The following is a 23,525-nucleotide window of genomic DNA, read 5'->3' as shown; positions in this document are numbered from 1 at the left end:
AGCAGAGCATCATCGAGACGCGAGAGACGGCTGATCGGTCATCGACAATCGCGCGCGACACCAGTGAGGGAATGCAAATCCAGTTTCGTGAGATCGACCAGGTCGCTACTGCCTCAAATGAAATGAGTGCAACAGCCCAAGATGTTGCCAGTAACGCTTCCAGTGCTGCTACCGCTGCGCAGGGCGCTGATGAGGCTGCTCAGGATGGCATGACTATCATTCAGCAGAGCACTGAAGAGATCGCCAATCTCTGTGAGGAGGTCAGTCGGGCTGTCATCCAGGTCGAAGAACTTGCCGTCAGCAGCGAGCAGATCGGATCGGTTCTCGATGTGATACGGGGAATTGCCGAGCAAACCAATCTCTTGGCCTTGAATGCTGCTATCGAAGCTGCCAGGGCAGGAGAAAGTGGCCGAGGATTTGCGGTTGTTGCAGATGAGGTCAGGGCCCTGGCACGCAGGACTCAGGATTCCGTCGAAGAGATACGTCACGTTGTAGAGCAGATCCAAAGTCACACGCGCAGCGTTGTTACGCTGATGCACAACAGTCAGGGAAAGGCTCAAGACAATGCGCGTAGCATTCAGGAAGCACTCACAGCGTTGGAGCGTATCGGACAGGCGGTTTCAGTCATTACGAGCATGAATTTGCAGATCGCGAGCGCAGCGGAGGAGCAGGGTGCCGTGGCGGAGGAGGTGAACCGCAACGTAGCCAACATCAGGACGGTTACTGAATCCCTGACCAACCAAGCTACTCAATCGGCTCAAATGACAGGACAGTTGAACGCACTCACCGCGGAGCAGATGCGGCTCATGGATCACTTCAGGGTTTGATGTCTGTAATAGGAGTCGTAACTAACTGATTTCTATAAATAAAGTACTCATTTGTGGAGTGTTGGGTATGGCCAAAAGGATGCTTTTTGAGGCATTTTTTGGTGCTCGGCATGGTGGTCTCGCACCAGGTCAGTGCTGTGCCTAAATGGCACAGTAACGCGAGCTGCACAACGCTAATGTGGCCCTGTAGGTTTAGAAACGGCACCAGCCAACAAAAATGACGAGGTTAAGCAATGAATCGAGTATTGGGTAAAGTCACCATCATCACTGGTGCAGCACGTGGTCAGGGTGAAGCCCATACCCGTCTGTTCGCAGCGGAAGGTGCAAAAGTCCTTATGACTGACGTTCTTGATGCCGCTGGTACTGCGGTAGCTCAACAGCTGCGTGATGCTGGCCATGATGTTCACTACGTACACATGGATGTCACCTCTGAAACAGATTGGGTCACTGCAGTTGCGGAAGCTGAGCGTCGCTGGGGCCGAGTCGATATTCTGGTCAATAACGCAGGCATCGTCGGCACCATGAAGCCCGCCGATCAAGAGGATTTGAGTGCCTGGAACAAGCTGATTTCTATCAACCAGCAGGGTGTCTTCCTTGGCATCAAGCACACAGTCCCAGCGATGCGCCGTGCAGGCGGAGGCTCGATTGTGAACATCAGCTCTATCAATGCTGCCGTCGCGGGCCCGGGCGCGTTCTCCTACCAGGCTTCCAAGGGGGCGGTACGCATGATGACGAAGGCCGCAGCCATGGAGTATGTCGTGGACAACATCCGTGTAAACGCCGTCTGCCCTGGCCAAGTACTCACTCCTATGGCTGAAGAAGAAGGCGAAGAGTCGGTCAAAGCGTTTGTGGCCGCTACGCCTATGAAGCGTGCTGCTCGCTCTGAAGAAGTCAGCTACGGCGTACTGTTCCTGGCCTGTGACGAGTCCAGCTATGTCACTGGTACCGAGCTCTACATCGATGGTGGTTACACCGCTCAGTAATTTGCGAACAGCTTGTTGCGCGGGCCCTTCAGGGCTCGCCTCGGCTAAAGGTTAACGCTCCAAACCTCGATGAGCCTCCCTGCGCGGAGGGTCATCGGACGGACTGCACGCTCTGCTAATTGACGTAAGGTTGCAGAACGGATATTCCGTCACTGTCGCTCTGCTGCGTAGCTTTGCTCGCTGTCAGCGCCAGATCATGCGTGCGATGTGCCCGCTATGCCTTACTACCCTGTCCGGGTGGAGGATCGACATGAACCAAACGAATACAACTAGACAGCATGAAATTGCTGCAGGTTCACTCAGCAAATCTGCCATCATCTCACTCCGAGAACAGTTTCTCGATGACCCACGCAATACCGATCTGTCCGCATTGAGGCCAGTGATTGCCCGCTCATGGCAACGTAGTGTTCTCTGCCAGGTGAGCCCGGCACAGAAAGCGATGGATCTCATTGCCAAGCCTCAGATCGACGAGCAAATTCTACGTTCCGCCAGCCCTATCCTTACTGAGCTCGAGCGTCTGTGCATAGATTCTCAGGGCATTGTTACACTTTCCGATTCAATGGGAACGATCGCAGATTTTCGTGGCGATCCCCAGATGGTTCGGCGTGCAGAAAAATGCTTCCCAATCTTGGGGGGCTGCATGTCGGAAGATCAGGTCGGCACCAACTCCGAAGGCACTGCGATCGAGGAGGGTGGTGCTGTACAGGTCTGGGGGGCTGAGCATTTTAATGATGCACTCCAGGACATGTATTGCACCTCGGTGCCAATTCGAGACCCGCTGCGACGTTCAATCAGAGGCGTGCTGAGCCTTGCGTTCCCAGAGCGCCTGGTTGTCGGTATGGATCCCCGCTCGATCATGCTGATTCTACAAGGCGCTGCTTCTGAGATTACCAGTGCGCTCGCTGCTCGCCTGGCAGCCAAGGAGCAGTCCTTGCTTGCTGAGTACCTCCGTGAGGTGCGCAAGCGTGGATCTGAAGCAGTTGTGGCGATGGACGGTCGTACGACGATTGCCAGCCGTGGTGCCATGCAGTTGCTTGACCAGAGCGACTATGCCGTTTTGGCTGGGTATGCTCAGGAGGTTCAGGCTTCAGACCGTCCGATGGAGCGTGAAATCTGCTGCGGCCCAGACAGAACCCTTCATCTCCAGGTGCGTCCTGTATCCGCCGGCGACAGTGATGCGGGCTCGGTAATCCGGCTACGCAAGGTTGAGTCCCGCGCGCGGGTAGTAGTGCCAAGGGCCTCCGCTAGCAAGGAATACTTCGAGCATATCGTTGGTAAGAGCTCCACTTTCAAGCGTTCTGTTGAAGGTGCTGCTACCGCTGCTAGCCGCGAAATCCCTGCCTACATCGTTGGAGAGGCCGGAACCGGCAAGCGATTGTTGGCGGAGGCAGTAGCTGGCCAGTTGTCCAGTGATATCTCGACCTACGAATGCAGTGCAGTAAGTCTGGATAATCCATTGGATCTCCAGAAGATCGACGATGAGCTGAATCAGGGCTCAGCGCTGATTCTGCATGAGGTGGAGAGCTTGCCGGCAATCTTCCGTGACCAGTTAGCCGACTTGATCTCTTCCAAGGCCCAGCCACGCATCGTGATGACAGCTAGAAAGGTGACAGATGAACTGCTGCCACTGATCTCAAGTATGCAAGGCATTGAGATTCAAATGCCGCCGTTGAGGACTCGTCGGGAGGATATCCCCCTGCTTGTCGAGCATTTCCTTAGCCAGCTGCCGCAAAAACGGCGCGCTGGTGCACGGCTGATGGAGCTCCTGGTTGGAGCTGAGTGGCCTGGAAATGTCCGCCAATTGAAAGAGGTGGTGGAGTCTGCGGCCCTCAAGGCTTCTGGCGGTGAGGTCAAAGTCGAAGACTTGACCGAGTTGCACCGTCGCGCCTTGGCGAGAAGCCGACTGAGCCGACTGCAGAAGGCTGAGCTGGATCAGATCCGTGAAGCCTTAGTCGAGGCCGGCGGTAACCGTTTACGGGCGGCTGAGATCCTTCGGATTGGTCGATCGACTCTCTATAGGAAGATTGACTCTTATACCAGCCGAGGCTTCGATATCGGCGTAAAATGCTGAATGTAGACTCATGTATCTATAAGGCTGCCCAGTAGGGTGGCCTTTTTTATTGGGCTGCTTTCGGCGGATTAAACACAAGATCAATCGCCCGGTCTATTCCCAAGGGGAGTATGGATGAGATGTGGTTGGGTAATTGGGTGGAGTAATCACGCTGAATAGTAACGCCTCAAGCGCTTGTCATGGGCAGTCGAGGCGTTCGTTCTCAATTAAACGAGTAAGATGAATTCGTCTGTTAGTCAGATGTCATCATCAGGGCTGGCTGTGGCTTCAGCGATGCTGAAAGGTAACCATAGGCAAACATGACGACGATAATCAGCTGTAGCCATACTCCAGAGCCGGGTTCGCCACCCGTGAGGTAGTGGAAATCTATTGTGGTAAGCACGGTGAAGCTCAAAATTCCGGCCACGGCGACCAGAGGGCAAACCGTGATCTTGAAACCAAACTGTTTTCGTCGAAGAAAGAAATACAATACTGCAATGGCGGTCAGTGACATTAAGATAAGCATTGCATAGGTGCCCACGCCGCCAACTCTGGCATAGAGTACATTGGGATCTGAATTGATGAAGGCTAAAGTGGCCACGCCCCACCCAAGGGTGCACGTAAAGCTGGCAATGTATGGTGATTTATGTTTTGGATGGATTTTAGAGAATGTCGGTGGAATCGCACCGTTGCGACTGAGCGAATGTATGTACCGTGCGAGAGCATTGTGCGCTGAAAGCAGGCAAGCGATGGCGGAAATAATCAGGATGCCTCGCGTGATGTCTACGCTGGTTTTGCCCAAGTAGTTAGCCATGGCGTTCATGAATAGACTGGCAGCGTCCTTGTCAGCAACTGCCATGACATAGTCGATACCGTAAGCTGTGATTGTCATCCAGGCGCTGAAGGCGTAGAAAATTCCAATGAAGAGCACGGCGCAGTAAGTAACGATAGGTATCGATCTTTCGGGGTTTTTTACTTCGTCTCGATAGACAGCCGTGGATTCGAAACCGATGAATATTATGATGCTGTACAGGAACGCTACGGTGAAGTTGCCGTCAAGAAAATGCGTGGGTGAAAGCGGCGCGAAGGATAGGTGCTGGCTGTCAGTCGATATAGGTACTATCAAATTAAATAGAAGCACGACGCCTATCTCTGCAAACATGACCAGGGTCAGTACTTTAGCGGAGAGATCGATGCGCAGGTAGGCTAGTGTTCCGGTTATGCCAAAAGCAATAAAGCTCCCTACGTACCAAGGTACATTAGTGAGCTTGAAAACATCAGATAGGAAGTTCGAAATAACAGGGCCGACTAATGCGATAGTGCAAAAACCAAGCGTGAAATAAGCGAAGACAGCAACGAATGCTGTTCCTTGTCCAATCTTAATGCCGCACGCTTCAGCGACATAGGCATAAAATGCCCCGGGTTTCGTTACGTGTTTTGACATGGTAACGAAGCCGATACTGAAGGCTAGCATCAAACCGGTGGCTGCCAAGATCAACAGTGGCGCTCCAATCCCCCCGCCTTGAATCACGAAGGGTATTAAGCTACTTACTGAGGTGACGGGGGCTGCAAATGCAAGTACTGAGAAAAGAAGCGCCCATCCGCTCATTTTTCCCTTCAGAGCCTGTGTGCCTGGAGCAAATTCAGAGCAATCACTGCTGGAGGCGCGCGAAGGCTTTGCTGCCTCGTCTAAGTTTTTCATTGCATCACCATAGGTAATAGACGTCGGGCGGCAGTTTCTGCATGTGAAGTGGGTCGCTTACTTGTAATATTTTTTAGCGCCTCATCATGCCGTTTCACGACTATCTCTGATCTGTCACCGGTGCGCATCAACCAAAGGTATTAGAGGGATCTGGGGTAAAGGCTCCTGCTAGGGCTCATCAAGGGGCGTTTGGGCAGCGTAGCGTCTAGCGGATGCCCGCCAAAAGGGATATCATTTTTGCCCTGCTTTCTACTTGTAGTTTTTCGAAAATGTGTAGCACATGGGTTTTGGTCGTTGGTAGCTCCATACCCAGTAGCGCCGCTATGGACTTGTTCGACTCGCCTGCGACTAAGAGTTCAGCGACTGCACGCTCTTTTGGGGTAAGTTTGTAACGGCTTTCCAATTCGGTGTTGAGCTCAATTAGCCTAACCGCTGGCAGTATTGAGAAAGTATACTGCAAGTATCTGTGCACTTCCTGTAGGTCACCATTTCGTAGGCTTTCTGTTTTTCTGTTTTGCATAAGTAATGCAGCTGACGCAACCGGAGTTCCGCCCGCACAAAACAACAAGTCGAGCTCCTCCTGGATTTTGTATTTTCGAAGGAAGGGGTAGTATCTCTCCAGTAAGTTCTGATCATGTCTCTCTCTCGCATTAGACAGCGTCTCGTAATAAGTCTCGCTCTGAATAAGACGGTCGGCGCGGAGCGGGTCGGCTTCGTAGTAGGTATCATAATACTCGGCAATCATGCGTTCATCTGCACCCAGTTGGAAATGGGGTGGCTGGCTTGAATCGCCTTGATACCAGGTGAACACCACTGCTGAACAACCGGTCGTGTTTTTCAGGAAGGCGGTAGTGTTCCTCGCATAGTCATGACATTTGCTGCTTAACTCTGTGGTATACATAATAGCGCCTCGTGTTTCGGTGCACAAAAATATAGCGTGGTTTTTATTCTCGCCATTTCATGGTGCAGATCAAGCTGCTGGGTGAGCAGTCAAGCGCTCTCCAAGCCTTTAGCACAATGCATGCCACCGTTTTCGAAGCGATTGTTAGGTACTCATCCTTAAGGTTGATGTGCCTGGTTTCATAATTCGATAGCGTGCCTGAGAGCTTTCAATGTGAAAGTCAGTGTTTTTGGTTTTTTTGGAGGGTATATGTCCTTGATCCATCTCCCAAGCAACTGTTCCATCGAAGAGGTCATTGCCTGCCTTGACTCAGATGGATACTGCATCATTGATAATGCAGTCAGTGATGAGGTTATTGATGCTGTAAATGACCAAATTCAGCCCTATCTGGAGCGCACCCCGGAAGGCGAGAACAATGCGGTTGGCACGCTCACTCGCCGTTGCGGCGCTGTGCCTGCCCGTGCCTGGGCGTCTCACGCCATGGTGATGCATCCAACCGTGCTCGGGGCGACAAGGCAATTCCTAGGTAGGAACGCTTCAGCGGTGCAGTTGAATCTGACGCAGGTTATTTGCATTGACCCTGGCCAAAAAGCCCAATTCCTTCATAGAGACGAAGGTGCTTGGGATTGGTACGATCACTTTCCGGTGAATTTTCATATTGAAGTCAGCACCATCTGGGCTTTGGATGACTTCACGGAAGAAAACGGCGCCACCCGTGTTATTCCTGGTAGTCACAAACACAATTTGCTTCCTCTTGGTTTCACCCAGGCCGACACCCTTGCAGCAGAAATGAAAAAAGGATCTGTTTTGGTGTATACGGGCAAAACGATTCATGGTGGCGGTGAGAACAAGTCGCGAGCCAGTCGTCGTGCACTCAATATCGATTATTGTGTGGGCTGGGTGCGGCAGGAGGAAAACCAATATCTCTCCATTCCGCTGGAAGTGGCAAAGACATTCCCTGCAGACTTACAGCGTTTGATTGGGTATGAAATGGGTGGGGCCAGTGTAGGGTACGTACGTGAGTACGAGGATCCACGGGTGGCACTCTATCCTGAGGAACCCTTCGATCAGACGTTCTTTATGGAGTTGTTAGAGAAAAGTTCGCACTTTTCCAACATTGCGCGCAGTGTGTATAACTACGTCAAAAAATGAGGGGCGTGGCTGTACGGGTGAACAATGGCCAGCGCGAGTTGAAAAAATTTGGGGGCATATGCTCCCAAATTTTTGCCATCTACACCTGTCAACTTTTCCGGTTTCAAAGCAAAAAGCCCAAGCTTAAGCTTGGGCTCTCATCGAGCGTAAGCGAGTTAGCGAACGACGTTGCGCAGTTTGCCAACTTCACTGATCTCGATCTCGACCACATCACCAGGTTGCAGCCAAACCGGAGGCGTGCGCTTGCTGCCGATGCCTTCTGGAGTGCCGGTGGCGATGATGTCGCCAGGGGATAGCTCAAGGAATGTCGAGACGAAGGCTACAACATCAGCGATGGTGAAGATCTGATAGCTGGTGTTCGACGACTGCATCACGTTGCCATTGACGCGAGTCTGAATGTCCAGGTTCTGCGGATTGCTGATTTCGTTCAAAGTCACCAAAGCCGGGCCGCATGGGGTTGAGCCATCGATGGCTTTACCCGGCGTCCACTGAGTGCCTCGCAGCTGCAGGTCACGAGCGGAGGTGTCGTTGAACACGGTCAGGCCCGCGACGTAGTTCAGGGCATCCTCAGCTGGCACGTTGCGGCATGACTTGCCGATGACGATGGCCAGTTCGCCTTCGAAGTCGAGGTTGGGGGTCAGTTTCGAGCAGGCGATATCGTCTGTTGGGCCAATGAGCGAGGTATTGAACTTGCAGAAAATGTCGGGTGCGGTCGGCAGTTTGCGACCAGTTTCTGCAACGTGATCACGGTAGTTGAGGCCGACGCACAGTACTTTGTGGGAATCATGCAGCGGTGGGCCCAGGCGCACCTGCGCAAGGGTGCCAACCGAGGTATCAGGACGAGCTTTCGCAGCGCTGATCAGCGAGTCTTCAAGGTTCGCAAGTTTGCCCTGCCAGCTTTCCAGAAGCTTGCGGTTGGTCAGATCGGTGACGTTTTTCTCGCCAATGGCAGAAAGCAGTTTGGCGGTATCAAATACCTGATCGTTGATGAGGAGACCAGGCTGGAGCTTGCCTTGATTTTCGTAGCTGACGAGTTTCATTGTTCTGCCTATCGAATAGATTGCGGTGGTGGCCTAAATCACACGTCCACGTTCTCGAGAGTGCTGGTCTGGATCGGTATCGGTTTCAACGCAGCGCCCGCGAGATGGCTTAGCCACGGATAAAGCCTTTCCGGATGATCGATCCCAATCATCCGGTTAGCCTTAGTGCTTAGTCTTTAACGTCGGCAGGGCGCTTGAGCTCAGCCAAGGTCTCGGTCTTGTGCTTAAGACCTTTGATGCGTGGGATGACTTCAGTACCCAGCAGTTCGAAGTGACGGCGGTACTGTTCACGTTGATCCAGGTAGTCAAACGCGAAGTGGATCAGAGTGCCGAAGCCGCCCGATGCGTCGAGATCGCGTTGCAGCTTCTTGATCACGGTGTCAGGGGAGCCGACCAGCCACTTCTCACGAGCAAGGTACTCGATGTCGATATCAGCAGCGGTGACTTTGCCCAGCTCAGGCACCATCACTGGCAGGAAGCCGCCTCGCTCGTAGCCTGGCAGCAGCCACTCGCGGTAGGTTTGGCCCATGGCGCCATTGACGGCCAGGTCGATTGCTTCTTCATCGGTGTCGGCAACCAGAATGTTGTGCGCTACGCGCCATTGGTTGCGGTCGGCCTGATGGCCTGCGGCTTCGGCGCCCTGCATGTAGCGGTACCAGTGACCGGCCAGGTATTCACGACCCACGTTGAAGCTCATTGGCAGGTAGCCGTTGCGACCGGCCTCAGTGAGGGTGCGGGAGGCTGGGCTGAGACCCGCCATGGCCAGGGGTGGGCCAGGCTGTTGGAACGGTTCGAAGAATGGGCCCTGTTGTACTGGGTCGTACTCAGGGATTTCAAACTGCCAGTACTTGCCTTCGTACTTGAAGGGGCCCTTTGTTTCCCAGATCTTACGCATGATGTCCACGGCTTCAGCCATCTTTTCAGGCGGATTGGAGTTCCCGTGAATTTTATGGTCGGACGGATAGGCGCCAGCACCCAGGCCAACGATCAGACGGCCTTGGCACATGTGATCGAGCTGCATCAGGCGGTGAGCCAGAGCGACCGGGTTGTGGTGCGCCGGGACGTTAGCGCCGGTGCACAGCTTGATCTGCTTGGTTTGGGCCAGTGCGGCTGCCAGGTAAAGTTCCGGGCTGCATACAGGCTCCCAGCGCATAGTGCTGTGTTCGGCAACCCATACTTCCGACAGACCAAACTCATCAGCCCAGCGGATGACTTGCATATCCCAGTCATAACCATCTTTCAGGCTAGTTTGTGGCAGACGGAATGGCACCAAAAACATACCGATATCCATGAGAACCTCCAACAAAGTTGTATTTGTGATTTAAGAACAGTGATTAGCAATGCGTGTGTAAGACGTATTGAAAGTTCTACCCACCGTAGTCAGCCCAATAGAAGGCTGGTTTTCGACGAAATTGATTAATCGGCGTTGGCTACGGCGATAATTGCATCGGTCAATCGTTCGGCCATATCAGCTACAACTTGCATCGTCATTGGCGACGAAAGTGCTACCAGGTTGGCCGGGGAGAGCAGGACGCCACGCTCATAGGCGGCCCACCAAAGTTTGTGTTGCACCTCGGTGGTGTATGCGCCGGCAGCTTTCGGGAATGGACGAAGCAGCGAGCCTTTGCCACGCACTTCCCAGCCTACGGACGCTACGCGCTGAGCGATCGACAAGCGCGCGTTGTCGCCCAGGGTGTTCATCGTGGTGATGACTTCCGGGGTCAGCAGTCGCAGAGATTCCGCACCTGCAGCCATGCTGACCGGGTTGCCCGAGAAGGTGCCTGCCTGTGGCAGCGGGTTCGGGCCCAGTGGGTCAAGGTGGCGCATCAGCTCTTCGCGGCCCGCGAAAGCACCGACCGGGAAGCCGCCACCAATCAATTTACCGGTGGTCAGCAGGTCTGGAGTTACGCCGTATTCGGCACAGGCGCCGTTGTAGCCAAGGCGGAAGCTGATGACTTCGTCAATGATCAGAGCAATGCCGTAACGCGTGGCAAGATCACGGGCACCACGAACGAATTGCTGCTCAGCAGGGATCAGGCCTGCGCGGTTTGGCAGCACGTCAATGATGATCGCTGCGTAGTAGCTCGGCTTCGAGGATACTGCTTCCTCTAGCGCAGCCAGGTCGTTCAGGTCGATCAGGGTCACATCTTTGGTGACGCCTTCAGGGATCCCGCGACGGTATTGCGGGCCACCGGTGCTAAGAGCCAGGTCGGACGAACCGTGGTAACCATTTTTCATCATGATCACGCCGTCGCGCCCAGTAGCGCCACGAGCAACGCGTACAGCGGTCATGACAGCTTCGGTACCGGAGTTGCTGTAGCGCACTTGGTCAAGGCCAGGCAGGCGGGCAAGCAACAGTTCCGCGTGATCCCATTCATGGGTGTTCGGAATGCCCCAGCAGCTGCCGGATTTGATTGCGCGGGTGGCAGCTTCAACCAGCTGTGGGTGCGCATTGCCGTGGATCAAGGTGGTGAAGTTGTTGTTGGCATCGATCAACTCACGTCCCCGGTCGTCCCATACCTTATAGCCTTCACCGCGAACGGCATAAGGAGTAGGTGCGCCAGTGTAGTAAGTGGATCGCCCAAAGCCGCCAGGGAGAAGAGGGAAACCCTTCGTGCCACGACGGATGTGTGGATCCTCAGTCACGTTGCGAGCTTGGTCGCTTTTGTTTTCGATCGCCATGTTGCGCCTGTCTCCGGGAAGAATGACCTATTGGGTCGTCATCGTGGGCTTAGCCTATCCCCGAGATCGGAGGTCAAACTGTGCCGACTTGGGACAAGTGAGGAGAGGGAATGGCATTGCTTTTTAATAAGGCAGTGGGAGCGACTAGCAGCGTTTGTTTGTCTGCTCAGTCAGAAGAAGTGAGGGATAGGGGAGCCCAAATGCACTTGCAATAACAATGACTTGAGGGCGTGTATCAGGTTGGCACAGTTGCAATAAGCGTCCGAGGTTAGCCTAGTCCACGAAGCGAGCACTCGACCGAGTGTCACCTGACTGGTACGAGGAATAAGATGTCTACTGCTAACCATATAGATTTTGCTGAAGCCGTATTGGCCCAACGTCAGCGCCGACCTGTGATCGTTCCGCACGTGATTGCTGGTAAAGAGTACTATCATGGCGATCTGATTCAGCGGGAAGATCCAGCCCATCCGTCGGTCATCGTCTCTGGTTGCTACGACGCGCCGGCTGATCTCGTAAACCTCGCTGTTCAAAAGAGTCGTGAAGCACAACGTGAGTGGGTGAAAGTCCCTTTGCATGAGCGTCTTGCTCGTGTGATCAAGGCCTACGACTACGTTCAAAGCAAGGTAGATGACTGGACTGTTCGAGTAGCGGTTGAAATCGGCAAAACGCAATCCGGTGCACGTGCAGAGCCTCTGGAAGTCCTGGAAATGCTCAAGTACTACGTTCAGTACGCGAGCCAGCCAGGCGCATTCGAAGATGAGCGCGAGGATGATCTGTCCGGTCTTGCTAACGCCTCGGTGCTTCGCCCGTATGGTGTGTTCGGCTTCATCACACCGTTCAACTACCCCATCGTACAAGCCGCCGGCCCAACGATCGCTGCGATCATTGCCGGTAACGGCATGGTGATCAAATCCAGTCACCATGGCCCATGGTCTTGCCATGCGGTCTACGAAATGTGTGCGGCTATGGACTTGCCGGTTGGTCTGGTAAACATCATTCACGGTGCAGACGAGCCTGGGCGAGCTCTGGTGGCCAGCAATGTCGATGGCATGTCCTTCACCGGTTCGGTGTCGGTTGGCCAGGAAATAATCCGTCAGTTCAGTAACGGTGCTTACCCGCGTCCAGTCATTGCAGAGATGGGCGGTAAGAACCCCGTCATCGTTACCGATACTGCAGACCTGGAAGTGGCAGCCGACGGTATCGTGTTCTCGGCGTTTGATTTGGTCGGTCAGAAGTGCAGTGCGTTGTCTCGCGTGATTGCTACTCCGAAAGCCTACGACCGACTGGTTGAGCTTGTAGCAGAGCGTCGTGCGAAGTTGAAGATTGCTGACCCTATCGAAGAAGGCAGCTTCGGTGGCCCCCTGGTTGAGCGTCGCGCCGTGCAGCGCTTCGAGAAAGTCGTGGCGCAGGCGAAGAAAAGTGGTTTCCGCGTTGACGGCGGTGAGGTTCTGAATCTCGATGGCTATTTCGCTGACGCTACCGTGATATCGGGCGTTCCAGTCGATCATGAGCTTGCGGTCACTGAGTACTTCCTGCCGCTGGTATCGATCAGCGTGGTGCCAGACTTTGAATCCGCATTGGCTGCTGCGAACGCAACCTCGATGGGTCTCACTGCTGGTATCTACACCGGCGACATCGAAGAAGCACGCACCTTCCTGCGTGAGATTGAAGCAGGCTGTGTGAACGTGAACGTTCCTGGGCATGCAACCACCGGCTGGTGGCCAGTTGCACAAGCCTTCGGTGGCTGGAAAGCGAGCGGCTCCACTGGCAAGCAGGCCCTGGGCAAGTGGTATGTCCAGCAGTTCGCTCGTCAGCAAAGCCGAAAAACCGTAGCCGCGCTGGGATCGCTGCTCGGGGAGTAACCCTGACACCAGGTGGAAGAAGGGCTTCCACCTGGCCTGAAACTAGCTCACTCTCTCTAACAAGTGATCGAGAGAGTTTCTAGGCTAGCGAGAATGCTGCTCTCGTAAAGCCTTCAGGATGAAGAAAAATAAGTCATAGGCCTGCGTGCGACATGGGCCTCCCTGAACAGTTTTCCTGCCATAAAAACGCTCCGTCTTAAGGCGAAGTGACAAAAACTCTCACAGGTAAATGAAAATGAGCTCAGTGCTGAACCATCCACAACAGACAGGGGAGTTGTCTTCTGAGGTGACGGACGCACCGCGAACTGATTTCAAACTCAAGGGCAACATGGGTACCCTTGATCTCGTATTCACGGTGTTGGCCTTCAGCGCCCCGCTAGGGGTGGTATTCGGCTATCTGTCCTACAACATCAGCTACGGTATTGGTGTCCCGATCGCATTCCTCGGTGCCACCGTTCTTATGATTCTATTCGCACTGGGCTTCACCAATATGACGCGCCGAGTACCGCGTCCTGGTGCGTTCTATACCTACATCACCGAAGGGCTGGGCAAAAAAATTGGACTGGGCGCGTCGTTCCTTGCGCTAATTACCTACAGTTTCAACATCGTTTCAGCAATTGTGTTGGCTGGTTTGGCGGTGAATAACCTCCTTGCAAGCTTCTCCATAGTTAGCGTGACACCGTGGTGGGTGTGGTCGATCGTGATGCTAACGGTCGTCTGGATCATGAGTTATTTCAACGTAGAGTTCTCGGCGAAGCTACTTTCTCGGCTTCTGGTGCTCGAAATCATTGCCATTGTGGTGTTCGATACTGTTGTTCTCTTTAACGGTGGCCCAGAGGGGCATACTTTCGAGCCTTGGGCTCCAGCCAGCCTGATAGCGCCGAAGGTTGGTCTGCTTCTGCTGTTCTGTGTCGGCCTGTTCAACGGCTTTGAAGCCACAGCGATCTACCGGGATGAAGTGCGTGATCCTTCTAATACGATTCCGCGAGCAACCTATCTCGCCATCCTGTTCCTGGGGATCTTCTACGCTATCTCGTCGTACGCGCTGATCATTTCGGCTGGTGCGTCCAATGCGGTAGCAAATGCTCAGGCTAACCCCGCCGGTATGATGCCAGATGCGTTGCTGCGTTATTTTGGTGCCATGGCTAACCAGATCGTGGGCGTGCTGTTGTTGACCAGTATGTTTGCGTCGTCCCTGTCACTGCAAAATATTCTGTCTCGATACACTCACTCCTTGAGTGTGGACGGTATTTTCCCGCGAGCACTGGCGGCAGTGCATCCGAAACACGGCTCGCCTTATATTTCAGCGGTAGTTGTGGGTGGTGTAATTCTCGTCGCAATTATTGTTCTGGTTCTGACCGGAACCAAGGAGACTGCGCTTTATGGAGCAGCAGGTGGTATCGCGTTCTACGGAATGCTCCAGTTGTTGTTCTTGACCTCTGTGGCGGTATTGATTTTCTTCCGCAGAAAGGATCAAGCGAGTTGTTTCTGGAAAACCTTTGTGGCTCCCCTGATCGCTGCGATTGGTATCGGAGCGGTACTTGTTACTGCTACTCGTAATATTGAACTTTTGATTGACGCGCCACCTGCTGTTCTCTGGTCACTGGTTGCGATGACCTATGTGTCAATTGGAGTAGGTGTGATTCTTGCGATTTTTCTTCAGGTGCGTGGTTCTGCAATCTACGAGCGGATCGGGCGTCGAGTGGACTGAAATTTCTTGTCATCCTCCCTGAGATGGACTCAGGGAGGAGCTTTCTAATGGTTAATTGTTTAAGTATAGGTGTAGATTATGTCTAGCCGTGGCACTCTTTTGATTGCTCCTCACCAGTTTCCACATCTTGAACGGGAGCAGAAACTTGCCGAAGAGTTTGGCATGAAACTCGTCGCTGCTGCTGACCAACAAGCATTTACTGCTGGAATGGCGGATGCAGAAGTCGTCATGGTTACGCCCTACGGCAAAGTAACCGAAACCGAGTTTGCTCAAATGACGCGTTGCAAGGCGGTGGTTCGCTACGGCATCGGTTATGACAATATTGATGTCAAAGCAGCTGCCAAGGTCGGCGTACCGGTCACGATCGTCCCAGACGCTTCCTCGGAGGAAGTTGCGGCCCATGCTCTAGCAATGGGGGTCGCTCTGTCTCGTCGTCTGCCCCATGGGCAAGCGTCTATCGAGAACAACGGTTGGGCAGGGACTATTGCTTACGACACACCGAAGTTCGCCAACCTTGAGGTTGGTATCGTTGGCATGGGGCGTATCGGGCGTCTGACTGCCAAGTGGTGGGCTGCTTTGGGCGTAAAGGTGAAAGCGTATGATCCGTTCGCGAAGTTTGACGATTTCGAGCAGGCGTCGCTGAAGGACATCCTGGAGCAATCTGATGTGGTCTCGTTGCACCTGCCGCTCAATGCAGATACGCGCGATATGATTTCGACCGACGTTCTCAAGCGCATGCGAAAGAACGCCGTCATTGTGAATGTCTCGCGTGGCGGCCTGATTGATGAACCCGCATTGGCACATGCACTGCGCACTGGCGAGATCGCAGGGGCGGCTCTGGACGTGTTTGCAAAAGAGCCGTTGCCGCAAGATAACCCTCTGCGTGGAGCACCAAACTTGATCATCACTCCGCATATCGCCTGGCGATCCACTACCTCGATCGGTGCGCTTCAGGATGGCGCGATTGATCGAGCACGCCGTGCCTTGACTGGTGAGCAACTGCCTGACGTTGTCAGCTGACCTCTGAAGGAGGCGCGCTGGTAGATCAGCGCGCCTCCTTCAAGCGTCACCCTCCTGATTGGATGCCGGGGCAATACAAATGTTAAATAATAAAATTGTGCTTATTACTGGTGCTTCGAAGGGTATGGGGGCTTCCCATGCACGTATCTGTGCGGCTTATGGTGCGGTTGTAGTGCTGGCAGACCTTGATCCAGCTGGACATGAAGTGGCAGAAATCATCAATGTATCTGGCGGTTGCGCTGTATTTTATGAACTGGATGTTTCCTGCTCGTCTAGCTGGCGGTCGCTGATCGAAAAAGTAATCGCTGACTATGGCAGGCTTGATGGTCTAGTGAATAACGCGGGTGTTGTGCTGTCTAAGTCTGTCGAAGAAATTACTGCGCAAGAACTCGATTTAATAATCGATGTGAATATTAAAGGTACCTTTTTTGGATGCCAGCATGCGCTGCCAGCGCTCAAGCTTTCAAAAGCTGGAGTCATTGTAAATATTTCTTCCATTTCCGGTGTTGTTGCTAATTTGCCTGGGTTGAGTGCCTATTGTGCAACAAAAGGGGCAGTCCGGCTTTTTACTAAGGCAGTCGCCGTGGATTATGCAGGTTACGGCATTCGAGTGAACTCGGTTCATCCTGGTACAATCGAAACACCGATGGTGGCGAAATATCTTGAGGATGCGGAGGCTGAAAAATTATTGGTCAATGCAAGTATTTTGAAGCGTGTTGGCCAAGCGTCTGAAGTATCTGAGGCTGTAGCGTTTCTTCTGTCGGACAAGTCTTCATACATGACGGGTGCCGAGCTGGTTGTTGATGGTGGTGTGACTGCGCAGTAAGTTATTGAATTTTGTTGATTTGTATTCTGTGGTCTTAGTCTTTGATTGTGAATGGGATGTGCTGCCGTCTATCCTGATGGCAGGGTTTAGTTGCCGCCCGTCTATGGTTCTAGTGCGGTTGATGGCGTGTTGGTCTGTTCGCTATTTTTTTGCATGTTCACCCTCTTTGCATAGCAACCTCTCTGTTAATTGGTCGGCGGAGAATTGCTATGCTTTTTTATTAAGATCCTTGTGAATGCTTAGATTTTTCTTGGATTGCGCTCTCGGCTGTTAGGTTGTGCTTGGAAGCTTAAGCAGGCTTAGTTAAAATTTCCCGGTAGGTGGGTCAAAATGGTACACTCTATCACGCTTCATTCGACTATCATCAGTGCGCCTCATGCACTGGATCACGGATGTTATGGCCATGCATGAAGTAGACACTGCGCTTTACTCACATTTTGCCAGGGTGCGGACATTCCAATCCCTGGTTTCTTTTATGTGATCCGATAATTTAAGCTACGATAGAGCCTTCAATATTTGCGGCCAGCTCGTTATATGCGCCTAGGATGTGGACAGGCGGCCCAACACATGGAGTAGTGGAAAGGTGAGAAATGTCCGGAATTGAGCAGCTGATTTTTTTGCCAGGGGCATCGGGACGAGTTGAGTTCTGGCAACCCTTGGCTGACGCACTGGAGTGTCCAGTAAAGCAGATTTTTTTGGGGTATCCGGGATTTGGAGGCGTGCCCGATGCCCCAGGAATTCAGGGGCTTTCTGATGTCGTCGAAAGAGTTGTATCACTGATCGATAGACCCACCGCACTGATCGCTCAATCCATGGGTGGTGTGGTTGCAGTACAAGCCGCCAATGCACGTCCAGGCCTGGTCTCTCACTTGGTACTAGCAGTCACATCCGGGGGGCTGGACATGAGCGCTTTTGGTGCTCGGGACTGGCGAGCTGATTTCGCGGGGCAGTATTTTTTTCCTGACTGGTTTACACGTTTCTCATCTGATCTCAGTGAGGAAATCAGTCGTCTTCGCGCTCGAACCTTACTGCTTTGGGGTGACCAAGACCCATACAGCCCGGTGGCAGTTGGACGCAAGCTTGCCTCATTAATACCTGTGTCAGAGCTGCATATCCTGTCTGGAGGTGATCATGATTTGGGATGCAGCAAGGCCGATGAGATCTCGGCCTTGGTCGACTTGCACCTCAGATCATGACTCGTGATCCCCAGGTTATTACCCTGCTTCAGTTGACCTTTTCTCAAGTATCCTGGCGACCCCGTAAATCAGACATCCTGCAAGTGCCATTGCTGCACCAACGTAGCCTGTCGAAGTCCAACCCCAGCCGGCGTTGATGGCGAGCCCACAGATCCATGGGCCAAGCGCGTTTGCAAAATTGAGGGCGGCATGGTTCGAAGCAGCAACCAACGATTGACCGTGTTTGCTGACATCCATGAGTCTCATTTGAAGGGCGGGAGTGAGTGCCACCATGCAGCCCAACATTAGCGCGCCAAACGTGATCCCTGTCATCGACTTCGATAGCAAAGGGAATGCAAACAGTGCGACAACACTGAAGATCATCACTTGGTTTACAGCGAGGAATTTGTATTTATCGTATAGCCAGCCACCGGCAAGGTTGCCGATCATGGTTCCGATGCCAAAGACCGCAAGCATCGGCGCAATCCAGTTTTCACTGAGTCCGGTGACATGCAGGACGGTTGGTGCAAGGTAGCTGTAGACCCCGAACATGCCCGAGAAGCCGATGGCCCCAATAGCCAGAGCCAGCCATACCTGGGTGCTCTTGAACGATGCGATCTCCGCCTTGAAATCCATCCGAGCTTCATTCTCCACGTTAGGGGCGTGGCGGTAGAGCAAGACCAAGCTCAGAACGCTCAAGACAGTGATGCTGCCAAATACCCAGCGCCAGCCGAGCGCCTGGCCCAGGTATGTCGCCCCTGGTGCTCCAAGCAAAATGGCTGCAGTGACGCCGAGCAAAATACGACTGACCGCTTTTCCTCGTTTGTTAAACGGTGCCATCGAGGCAGCAATGGTCGCGGCAACGCCAAAGTATGCAGCGTGAGGGAAGCCCGCGATCAGGCGTGAAAGCAAGAGTGTTTCGTAGTTCGGTGCAAGCAGGCTGAGCGCGTTTGAAACGGTGTAGATCCCGAGCAGGAACAGGATCAAATGCTGTTTCTTTAGGTAGACGCCAACAAATACCATGATGGGTGCACCGATGACCACGCCCAGCGCGTAAGCGCTGATCAGGTGCGCGACGGATGTTTCGGGCATGGTGAAAGCTGCGGAAAGGTTAGAGAGCAACCCCATTACCGCGAATTCGCCCGTACACAACGAAAACACGCCAAGGATCAGGGCGAGTTCTACAAGGGCCTTTTGATTTCTGAAGATCGACAAAGCACACACCTCACAAGGTAACGAACAAAGCCGCACTGCAGAGGTAAAACTCCACGAGTACGGTTTGGTTTTAGGCGCTCAAAGCTGGCTAAGATTGGGTAAGCGTGTTCAAGGCTTTTGTGGGTTTTGTGCCTGTGACCTCGACTCGGGCGAAAATTATCACATGGGTGCACAGTCTTAAAGAGGTACAGGATTTACTATTGAACTTCATTGTTGTTCAGTGCTGATAATGTAATTTTATCAAGTGGTTGTTGTTGCGAGTCTTAGTGCAAGCCAAGATTGAAGGCGTCAGTGACTAATTCCGCTTTCTTGGCTTGCATTGCTTGTGTGTGTTTAGCTAAAAGGCGGGAACATTTCCTCCGGCTTGATTTTTTGAGTGATTGATTCTGGATTCAGTCCTTCTTCGATGATCTCAATCCAATGTTTTACTGTTTTTTTACTGGCGCCACTTAAGTGGGTTTGGCAGCCGATATTCGCTGTGACGATTTGGTCGGGATTTCCACTTTCCAATGCCTTGAGTTTCTGATCGCGCAACTGAATAGATATCTCGGGTTGTGTGATCGAATACGTACCCGCAGACCCACAGCATAGATGGCCATCTGGAACAGTTGTCATTGTGAAGCCCACGCGGGTGAGGATATCTTCCACTGCGCCTCCCAATTTTTGTGCATGTTGAAGGGTGCAAGGGCAGTGGAACGCGATGCGCTGGCTTGCGCTAATTTTCAAGCTTTCTATCGGTTCCGCCCGAATGATCTCAGCAAGATCCTTGGCAAGAGAGCTTACGATCCGTGCTTTTTCTGCATAGAGGGCATCGCCCTCCAACAAGTGGCCGTAGTCACGCACGAATGCCCCGCATCCGCTCGCCGTTTGAACAATTGCTTCAACCCCATTCTGTATTGCGGGCCACCATGCATCGATGTTTCTTTTGGCCCGTTCAAGACCTTTTTCTTGAGCATTTAGGTGATAGTCAACAGCACCACAGCACCCTGCTTGTGTGGCGTTAATAACCGAGATATCCAGTCTATCAAGCACCCTGGCGGCGGCTGCATTTGTGTTCGGTGATAGCGTTGGTTGAACGCAGCCTTCCAATATCAAAACCTTGCGTTCGTGACGTACGCGAGGTCGTTGTTTTGGGGGGGGGGGTAAGAGAGGCATCTTGCGCTTCAATGCTTTGGGCAGCAATGGTCTGAGCACCATCCCTGTCGAGCATAAGGCCTTGAACATTGCTGGGCGGGGGATCACTGTACGGATGCCCGCACGTAAAGCTTGCTCAAGGATAGGTCGTGGTACTTCGGCCTCCACAACGCTACGACCGATATCAAGCAGATTATGGTATTGCACACCAGAGGGACAGGTCGTTTCGCAGTTTCGACATGACAAACATCGATCCAGGTGCGCTTGGGTCTTAGCGGTTACCTCGTTGCCTTCTAGTACTTGCTTGATGAGATAGATACGACCTCGCGGCCCGTCAAGCTCATCACCCAATAATTGATAGGTCGGACATGTTGCTGTGCAAAAACCACAATGCACACAGGAGCGCAGGATTTTTTCAGCCTCTTCAGCTCTTGGCAGGTTCTTGGCATCTTGGCTAAGTAAAGTTTGCATATGATGCCTTACGCCTCCGAACTGATACGGCCAGGGTTGAAAATGTTCTGAGGATCGAACTGGTTCTTCAGGATTTTCTGGTACTTCATCAGTACCTTGGAAACCGGATGCAGGGATGACTCGCTTTGGGAGTAGCAAGTTGCATGACCACCTAAGTGCTCTACAACTTCACGAATTTCCTCTGCGCTTTCAGAAAGTTTGAGCCAGCGTTGGCATCCTCCCCAATCAAGAATTTGCTTGCCGGGGAGCATGTATGGGGAGACATTGCTTGGTACAGATACCCGCCACAACGGTTCTTCGCTTTTAAAGAAATCAATGTTGTGTTCGCGTAGGTCTCTCCAAAAGTCATTTTCGAGGGGCTCACCTCCGAGCATGCTTAGCGCCGATTTAACAGAGCCGTCTCCACCTTCTACACGTAGGTGCAGCTGCGTACCATCATGGCATGCGGCGCTGATTGGGATAGGCTGCTGGCCCCATCGAGCCAGGTTTGCCAGAGCTTGGGCGGGATCCATCTCCAGCGATAAACTGGCAGATGCCCGAGGTTTAGGCAGCACTTTCAGTGAGACTTCGGTGATGACGCCAAGACTGCCAAAGCTCCCTGCCATCAATCTGGAGAGGTCATACCCTGCGACGTTCTTCATGACCTCACCGCCGAAGCGTAAGAGTTTGCCGTTGCCGATGATCACTTGAACACCGAGTACGTAATCTCTCACTGCGCCGGCCCAAGGGCGACGTGGGCCCGACAGCCCGGATGCCACCATGCCGCCGACTGTCGCCTCAGGCCCGAAATGTGGCGGCTCGAATGGAAGCATCTGACCGGCGTGATCCAGTGCTGCTTCAATTTCCCACAGTGACGTGCCTGCGCGGGCTGTGATGACCAGTTCGGTCGGATCGTAATTGACGATGCCGCGATGAATGCGTGTGTCCAAGACTTCGCCTGAGACATGGCCGCCCAGCATATGCTTGCTGTTGCTGCCCTGGATGCGAAGGGGGATGTCTTCGTTTAGCGCGTAGTTGACCTGCTCAAGCAGATCCGCGCTGTTGTCGTGATCGTATTGCATCAGAATCGCTCCAACTCAGGAAAGGGCAGGTTGCCGTGGTGGATGTGCATTGAGCCGAACTCAGCACATCGATTGAGTGTTGGGATGTTCTTTCCTGGATTGAGCAAATTGTGTTGATCGAAGGCATGTTTCACTGCGTGCATCAGGGTGATTTCGTCACCATTGAACTGGGCGCACATTTGGTTGATTTTTTCTCGTCCAACGCCATGCTCGCCTGTGATGCTCCCGCCCACCTCAACGCAGAGCTCAAGGATTTTTCCTCCGAGCGCTTCGGCTCGCTCCTGCTCGCCTTCCTGGTTGGCATCGAAGAGGATCAGCGGATGCATGTTTCCGTCGCCCGCATGGAATACGTTGGCCACTCGTAGACCGTACTCGTTGGACAGCTCCTCAATCCCGTTGAGTACACGTGGGAGCTGTCGACGCGGAATAGTGCCGTCCATGCAGTAGTAGTCGGGAGAGATACGCCCCACTGCAGGGAAGGCATTCTTCCTACCGGCCCAAAAACGCGTGCGCTCTGCCTCATCGCGTGCAACTCGGACTTCAGTCGCTCCCGCTAGCTCCAGTAGTGTTTTTACTCGGTCGCAATCTTCCTGCACATCTTCTTCAACGCCGTCTAGCTCGCAAAGCAACATGGCTGCGGCGTCAACGGGATAGCCTGCATGAATGAAGTCCTCGCTTGCCCGAATAGAGAGGTTGTCCATCATCTCCAGTCCACCTGGGATGATGCCGGCGGCGATGATGTCTGCGACTGCTGCTCCTGCCTTTTTGACTGAGTCGAAGCTTGCAAGTAGTACTCGCGCGACCTGAGGTTTCGGAAGAAGCTTAACCGTCACTTCCGTGATGACGCCTAGCATTCCTTCAGAACCTGTGAAGAGGGCTAGCAGGTCGAGACCAGGGCAATCTAATGCATCGCTACCCAGCGTAATCGCCTCTCCCTCGATCGTGAGGATGTCGACCTTCAGGATGTTGTTAACAGTCAGTCCGTATTTCAGGCAATGCACACCGCCTGCGTTTTCAGCTACGTTCCCTCCGATGGAACACGCAATCTGTGATGACGGATCGGGCGCGTAGTACAAGCCAAATGGTGCTGCTGCTTGAGAGATAGCCAGGTTGCGAACGCCTGGCTGAACCTTCGCAAACCGACCATGCGGATTCACCTCAATGATCTGGTTGAATCTTGCCATCACGAGGAGAATGCCGCGTTCGTGAGGCAAAGCTCCACCTGACAGGCCTGTCCCAGCGCCACGAGCTACCACGGGGACGCGGAGCTCAAAGCAGGTTCTCAGGATGGTTTGCACTTGGTCGATTCTGGTCGGGATTACGACCAGCAGAGGCATGACCCGATAGGCTGACAGGCCATCGCATTCGTAGGGTCTGAGCTCTTCTGGGGAAGACAGAATTTCAAGATCAGGTATCGCGGTTGATAGCTGATTTAACACGTGGTCTTTGTCGACGTTGGGCAATGCACCATCGACACGCTCATCATGGAGAATGTTCATCGCGCTCTCGCGTTAGGCTTTTATTCTTGTGTGCTTTGCCCCTGTCTCAAATAGATTACGTCTGGCAGGAGCCAGGGGCGAATCCAACACTGAGCGGGTGTTTCCATCATGTCGACGACCACGCGCTCTGGTACGACCAGTTTTTAGGACTTCGATAACGAAGTTCCTATGGCTCAGGTCATGCGGGGGATAAAATAAGCCGCGTCATCCTGCA

The 23,525-nt window shown here is 53.2% G+C and carries 18 protein-coding genes; 9 read left to right on the top strand and 9 right to left on the bottom strand.

What is annotated here, in order from left to right:
• The first annotated feature begins 71 nt into the window (after positions 1-71).
• The 3 genes from PspTeo4_RS29890 to PspTeo4_RS11505 all read left to right on the top strand — a co-directional run bounded on the left by PspTeo4_RS29890 (position 72) and on the right by PspTeo4_RS11505 (position 3,881).
• A complete protein-coding gene (locus PspTeo4_RS29890; RefSeq protein ID WP_416196951.1) occupies positions 72-827 on the top strand; it encodes a methyl-accepting chemotaxis protein in 756 nt (251 codons plus the stop codon).
• A gap of 233 nt (positions 828-1,060) precedes the next feature.
• Positions 1,061-1,810, top strand: coding sequence for a glucose 1-dehydrogenase (locus PspTeo4_RS11510; RefSeq protein ID WP_322363875.1), 750 nt, complete (start codon positions 1,061-1,063; stop codon positions 1,808-1,810).
• 250 nt (positions 1,811-2,060) lie between these two features.
• The gene (locus PspTeo4_RS11505; protein ID WP_322363874.1) at positions 2,061-3,881 is read left to right on the top strand and encodes a sigma-54-dependent Fis family transcriptional regulator; all 1,821 of its coding nucleotides are present in this window, start codon (positions 2,061-2,063) and stop codon (positions 3,879-3,881) included.
• Positions 3,882-4,113: 232 nt separating this feature from the next.
• Here PspTeo4_RS11505 and PspTeo4_RS11500 read toward each other — a convergent pair whose 3' ends face one another.
• Complete coding sequence (locus tag PspTeo4_RS11500; protein WP_322363873.1) at positions 4,114-5,562, bottom strand: APC family permease; 1,449 nt, start codon at positions 5,560-5,562, stop codon at positions 4,114-4,116.
• 205 nt (positions 5,563-5,767) lie between these two features.
• On the bottom strand, positions 5,768-6,463 hold the full coding sequence (locus PspTeo4_RS11495; protein WP_322363872.1) for a helix-turn-helix transcriptional regulator: 696 nt from the start codon (positions 6,461-6,463) through the stop codon (positions 5,768-5,770).
• A 249-nt stretch (positions 6,464-6,712) separates the two neighbouring features.
• On the opposite strand from PspTeo4_RS11495, the gene PspTeo4_RS11490 reads away from it, so the two are divergent.
• Positions 6,713-7,615 carry a phytanoyl-CoA dioxygenase family protein gene (locus PspTeo4_RS11490; RefSeq protein WP_322363871.1) on the top strand — a complete coding sequence of 301 codons (903 nt, stop codon included), beginning with the start codon at positions 6,713-6,715 and terminating at the stop codon, positions 7,613-7,615.
• A gap of 155 nt (positions 7,616-7,770) precedes the next feature.
• Here PspTeo4_RS11490 and PspTeo4_RS11485 read toward each other — a convergent pair whose 3' ends face one another.
• The 3 genes from PspTeo4_RS11485 to PspTeo4_RS11475 all read right to left on the bottom strand — a co-directional run bounded on the left by PspTeo4_RS11485 (position 7,771) and on the right by PspTeo4_RS11475 (position 11,337).
• Positions 7,771-8,655: a fumarylacetoacetate hydrolase family protein gene (locus tag PspTeo4_RS11485; protein WP_322363870.1), complete on the bottom strand. Its 885-nt coding sequence runs from the start codon at positions 8,653-8,655 to the stop codon at positions 7,771-7,773.
• Positions 8,656-8,824: 169 nt separating this feature from the next.
• A complete protein-coding gene (locus tag PspTeo4_RS11480; protein ID WP_119688848.1) occupies positions 8,825-9,946 on the bottom strand; it encodes an LLM class flavin-dependent oxidoreductase in 1,122 nt (373 codons plus the stop codon).
• Between the two features lie 125 nt (positions 9,947-10,071).
• A complete protein-coding gene (locus PspTeo4_RS11475) occupies positions 10,072-11,337 on the bottom strand; it encodes an aspartate aminotransferase family protein (protein WP_322363869.1) in 1,266 nt (421 codons plus the stop codon).
• Positions 11,338-11,666: 329 nt separating this feature from the next.
• On the opposite strand from PspTeo4_RS11475, the gene PspTeo4_RS11470 reads away from it, so the two are divergent.
• From PspTeo4_RS11470 to PspTeo4_RS11450, 5 genes are all read left to right on the top strand, one after another.
• Positions 11,667-13,199: an aldehyde dehydrogenase family protein gene (locus PspTeo4_RS11470; RefSeq protein ID WP_322363868.1), complete on the top strand. Its 1,533-nt coding sequence runs from the start codon at positions 11,667-11,669 to the stop codon at positions 13,197-13,199.
• Between the two features lie 235 nt (positions 13,200-13,434).
• On the top strand, positions 13,435-14,910 hold the full coding sequence (locus tag PspTeo4_RS11465) for an APC family permease (protein WP_322363867.1): 1,476 nt from the start codon (positions 13,435-13,437) through the stop codon (positions 14,908-14,910).
• A gap of 78 nt (positions 14,911-14,988) precedes the next feature.
• On the top strand, positions 14,989-15,930 hold the full coding sequence (locus PspTeo4_RS11460; RefSeq protein WP_322363866.1) for a C-terminal binding protein: 942 nt from the start codon (positions 14,989-14,991) through the stop codon (positions 15,928-15,930).
• A 79-nt stretch (positions 15,931-16,009) separates the two neighbouring features.
• The gene (locus PspTeo4_RS11455) at positions 16,010-16,756 is read left to right on the top strand and encodes a glucose 1-dehydrogenase (RefSeq protein ID WP_322363865.1); all 747 of its coding nucleotides are present in this window, start codon (positions 16,010-16,012) and stop codon (positions 16,754-16,756) included.
• 590 nt (positions 16,757-17,346) lie between these two features.
• Positions 17,347-17,952: an alpha/beta hydrolase gene (locus PspTeo4_RS11450; RefSeq protein WP_322363864.1), complete on the top strand. Its 606-nt coding sequence runs from the start codon at positions 17,347-17,349 to the stop codon at positions 17,950-17,952.
• Between the two features lie 18 nt (positions 17,953-17,970).
• On the opposite strand, the gene PspTeo4_RS11445 is transcribed toward PspTeo4_RS11450, so the two are convergent.
• From PspTeo4_RS11445 to glcD, 4 genes are all read right to left on the bottom strand, one after another.
• Positions 17,971-19,146 (bottom strand): MFS transporter, encoded by a 1,176-nt coding sequence (locus tag PspTeo4_RS11445; protein ID WP_322363863.1) that lies wholly within the window; start codon positions 19,144-19,146, stop codon positions 17,971-17,973.
• Between the two features lie 333 nt (positions 19,147-19,479).
• Entirely contained in the window at positions 19,480-20,751 is a 1,272-nt protein-coding gene (gene glcF / locus PspTeo4_RS11440) for a glycolate oxidase subunit GlcF (RefSeq protein WP_322363862.1), read from the bottom strand.
• Between the two features lie 8 nt (positions 20,752-20,759).
• The gene (gene glcE, locus PspTeo4_RS11435) at positions 20,760-21,812 is read right to left on the bottom strand and encodes a glycolate oxidase subunit GlcE (RefSeq protein WP_322363860.1); all 1,053 of its coding nucleotides are present in this window, start codon (positions 21,810-21,812) and stop codon (positions 20,760-20,762) included.
• A complete protein-coding gene (glcD, locus tag PspTeo4_RS11430; RefSeq protein ID WP_322363859.1) occupies positions 21,812-23,311 on the bottom strand; it encodes a glycolate oxidase subunit GlcD in 1,500 nt (499 codons plus the stop codon). The genes glcE and glcD overlap by 1 nt, the downstream gene beginning before the upstream one ends.
• Between the last annotated feature and the right edge of the window lie 214 nt (positions 23,312-23,525).

It is taken from the genome of Pseudomonas sp. Teo4, assembly GCF_034387475.1.
In the GTDB taxonomy this organism is placed as follows: Bacteria; Pseudomonadota; Gammaproteobacteria; order Pseudomonadales; family Pseudomonadaceae; genus Aquipseudomonas.
The sequence above is the reverse complement of the archived record's forward strand: the minus strand, read 5'-3'. Positions and strand labels throughout refer to the sequence as shown.

Excerpts from the sequence above, each read along its gene's own strand:
- PspTeo4_RS29890 (WP_416196951.1), top strand. The coding sequence starts at position 72 with ATGCAAATCCAGTTTCGTGAGATCGACCAGGTCGCTACTGCCTCAAAT.
- PspTeo4_RS11510 (WP_322363875.1), top strand. The coding sequence starts at position 1,061 with ATGAATCGAGTATTGGGTAAAGTCACCATCATCACTGGTGCAGCACGT.
- PspTeo4_RS11505 (WP_322363874.1), top strand. The coding sequence starts at position 2,061 with ATGAACCAAACGAATACAACTAGACAGCATGAAATTGCTGCAGGTTCA.
- PspTeo4_RS11500 (WP_322363873.1), bottom strand. The coding sequence starts at position 5,562 with ATGAAAAACTTAGACGAGGCAGCAAAGCCTTCGCGCGCCTCCAGCAGT.
- PspTeo4_RS11495 (WP_322363872.1), bottom strand. The coding sequence starts at position 6,463 with ATGTATACCACAGAGTTAAGCAGCAAATGTCATGACTATGCGAGGAAC.
- PspTeo4_RS11490 (WP_322363871.1), top strand. The coding sequence starts at position 6,713 with ATGTCCTTGATCCATCTCCCAAGCAACTGTTCCATCGAAGAGGTCATT.
- PspTeo4_RS11485 (WP_322363870.1), bottom strand. The coding sequence starts at position 8,655 with ATGAAACTCGTCAGCTACGAAAATCAAGGCAAGCTCCAGCCTGGTCTC.
- PspTeo4_RS11480 (WP_119688848.1), bottom strand. The coding sequence starts at position 9,946 with ATGGATATCGGTATGTTTTTGGTGCCATTCCGTCTGCCACAAACTAGC.
- PspTeo4_RS11475 (WP_322363869.1), bottom strand. The coding sequence starts at position 11,337 with ATGGCGATCGAAAACAAAAGCGACCAAGCTCGCAACGTGACTGAGGAT.
- PspTeo4_RS11470 (WP_322363868.1), top strand. The coding sequence starts at position 11,667 with ATGTCTACTGCTAACCATATAGATTTTGCTGAAGCCGTATTGGCCCAA.
- PspTeo4_RS11465 (WP_322363867.1), top strand. The coding sequence starts at position 13,435 with ATGAGCTCAGTGCTGAACCATCCACAACAGACAGGGGAGTTGTCTTCT.
- PspTeo4_RS11460 (WP_322363866.1), top strand. The coding sequence starts at position 14,989 with ATGTCTAGCCGTGGCACTCTTTTGATTGCTCCTCACCAGTTTCCACAT.
- PspTeo4_RS11455 (WP_322363865.1), top strand. The coding sequence starts at position 16,010 with ATGTTAAATAATAAAATTGTGCTTATTACTGGTGCTTCGAAGGGTATG.
- PspTeo4_RS11450 (WP_322363864.1), top strand. The coding sequence starts at position 17,347 with ATGTCCGGAATTGAGCAGCTGATTTTTTTGCCAGGGGCATCGGGACGA.
- glcF (WP_322363862.1), bottom strand. The coding sequence starts at position 20,751 with ATGCAAACTTTACTTAGCCAAGATGCCAAGAACCTGCCAAGAGCTGAA.
- glcE (WP_322363860.1), bottom strand. The coding sequence starts at position 21,812 with ATGCAATACGATCACGACAACAGCGCGGATCTGCTTGAGCAGGTCAAC.
- glcD (WP_322363859.1), bottom strand. The coding sequence starts at position 23,311 with ATGAACATTCTCCATGATGAGCGTGTCGATGGTGCATTGCCCAACGTC.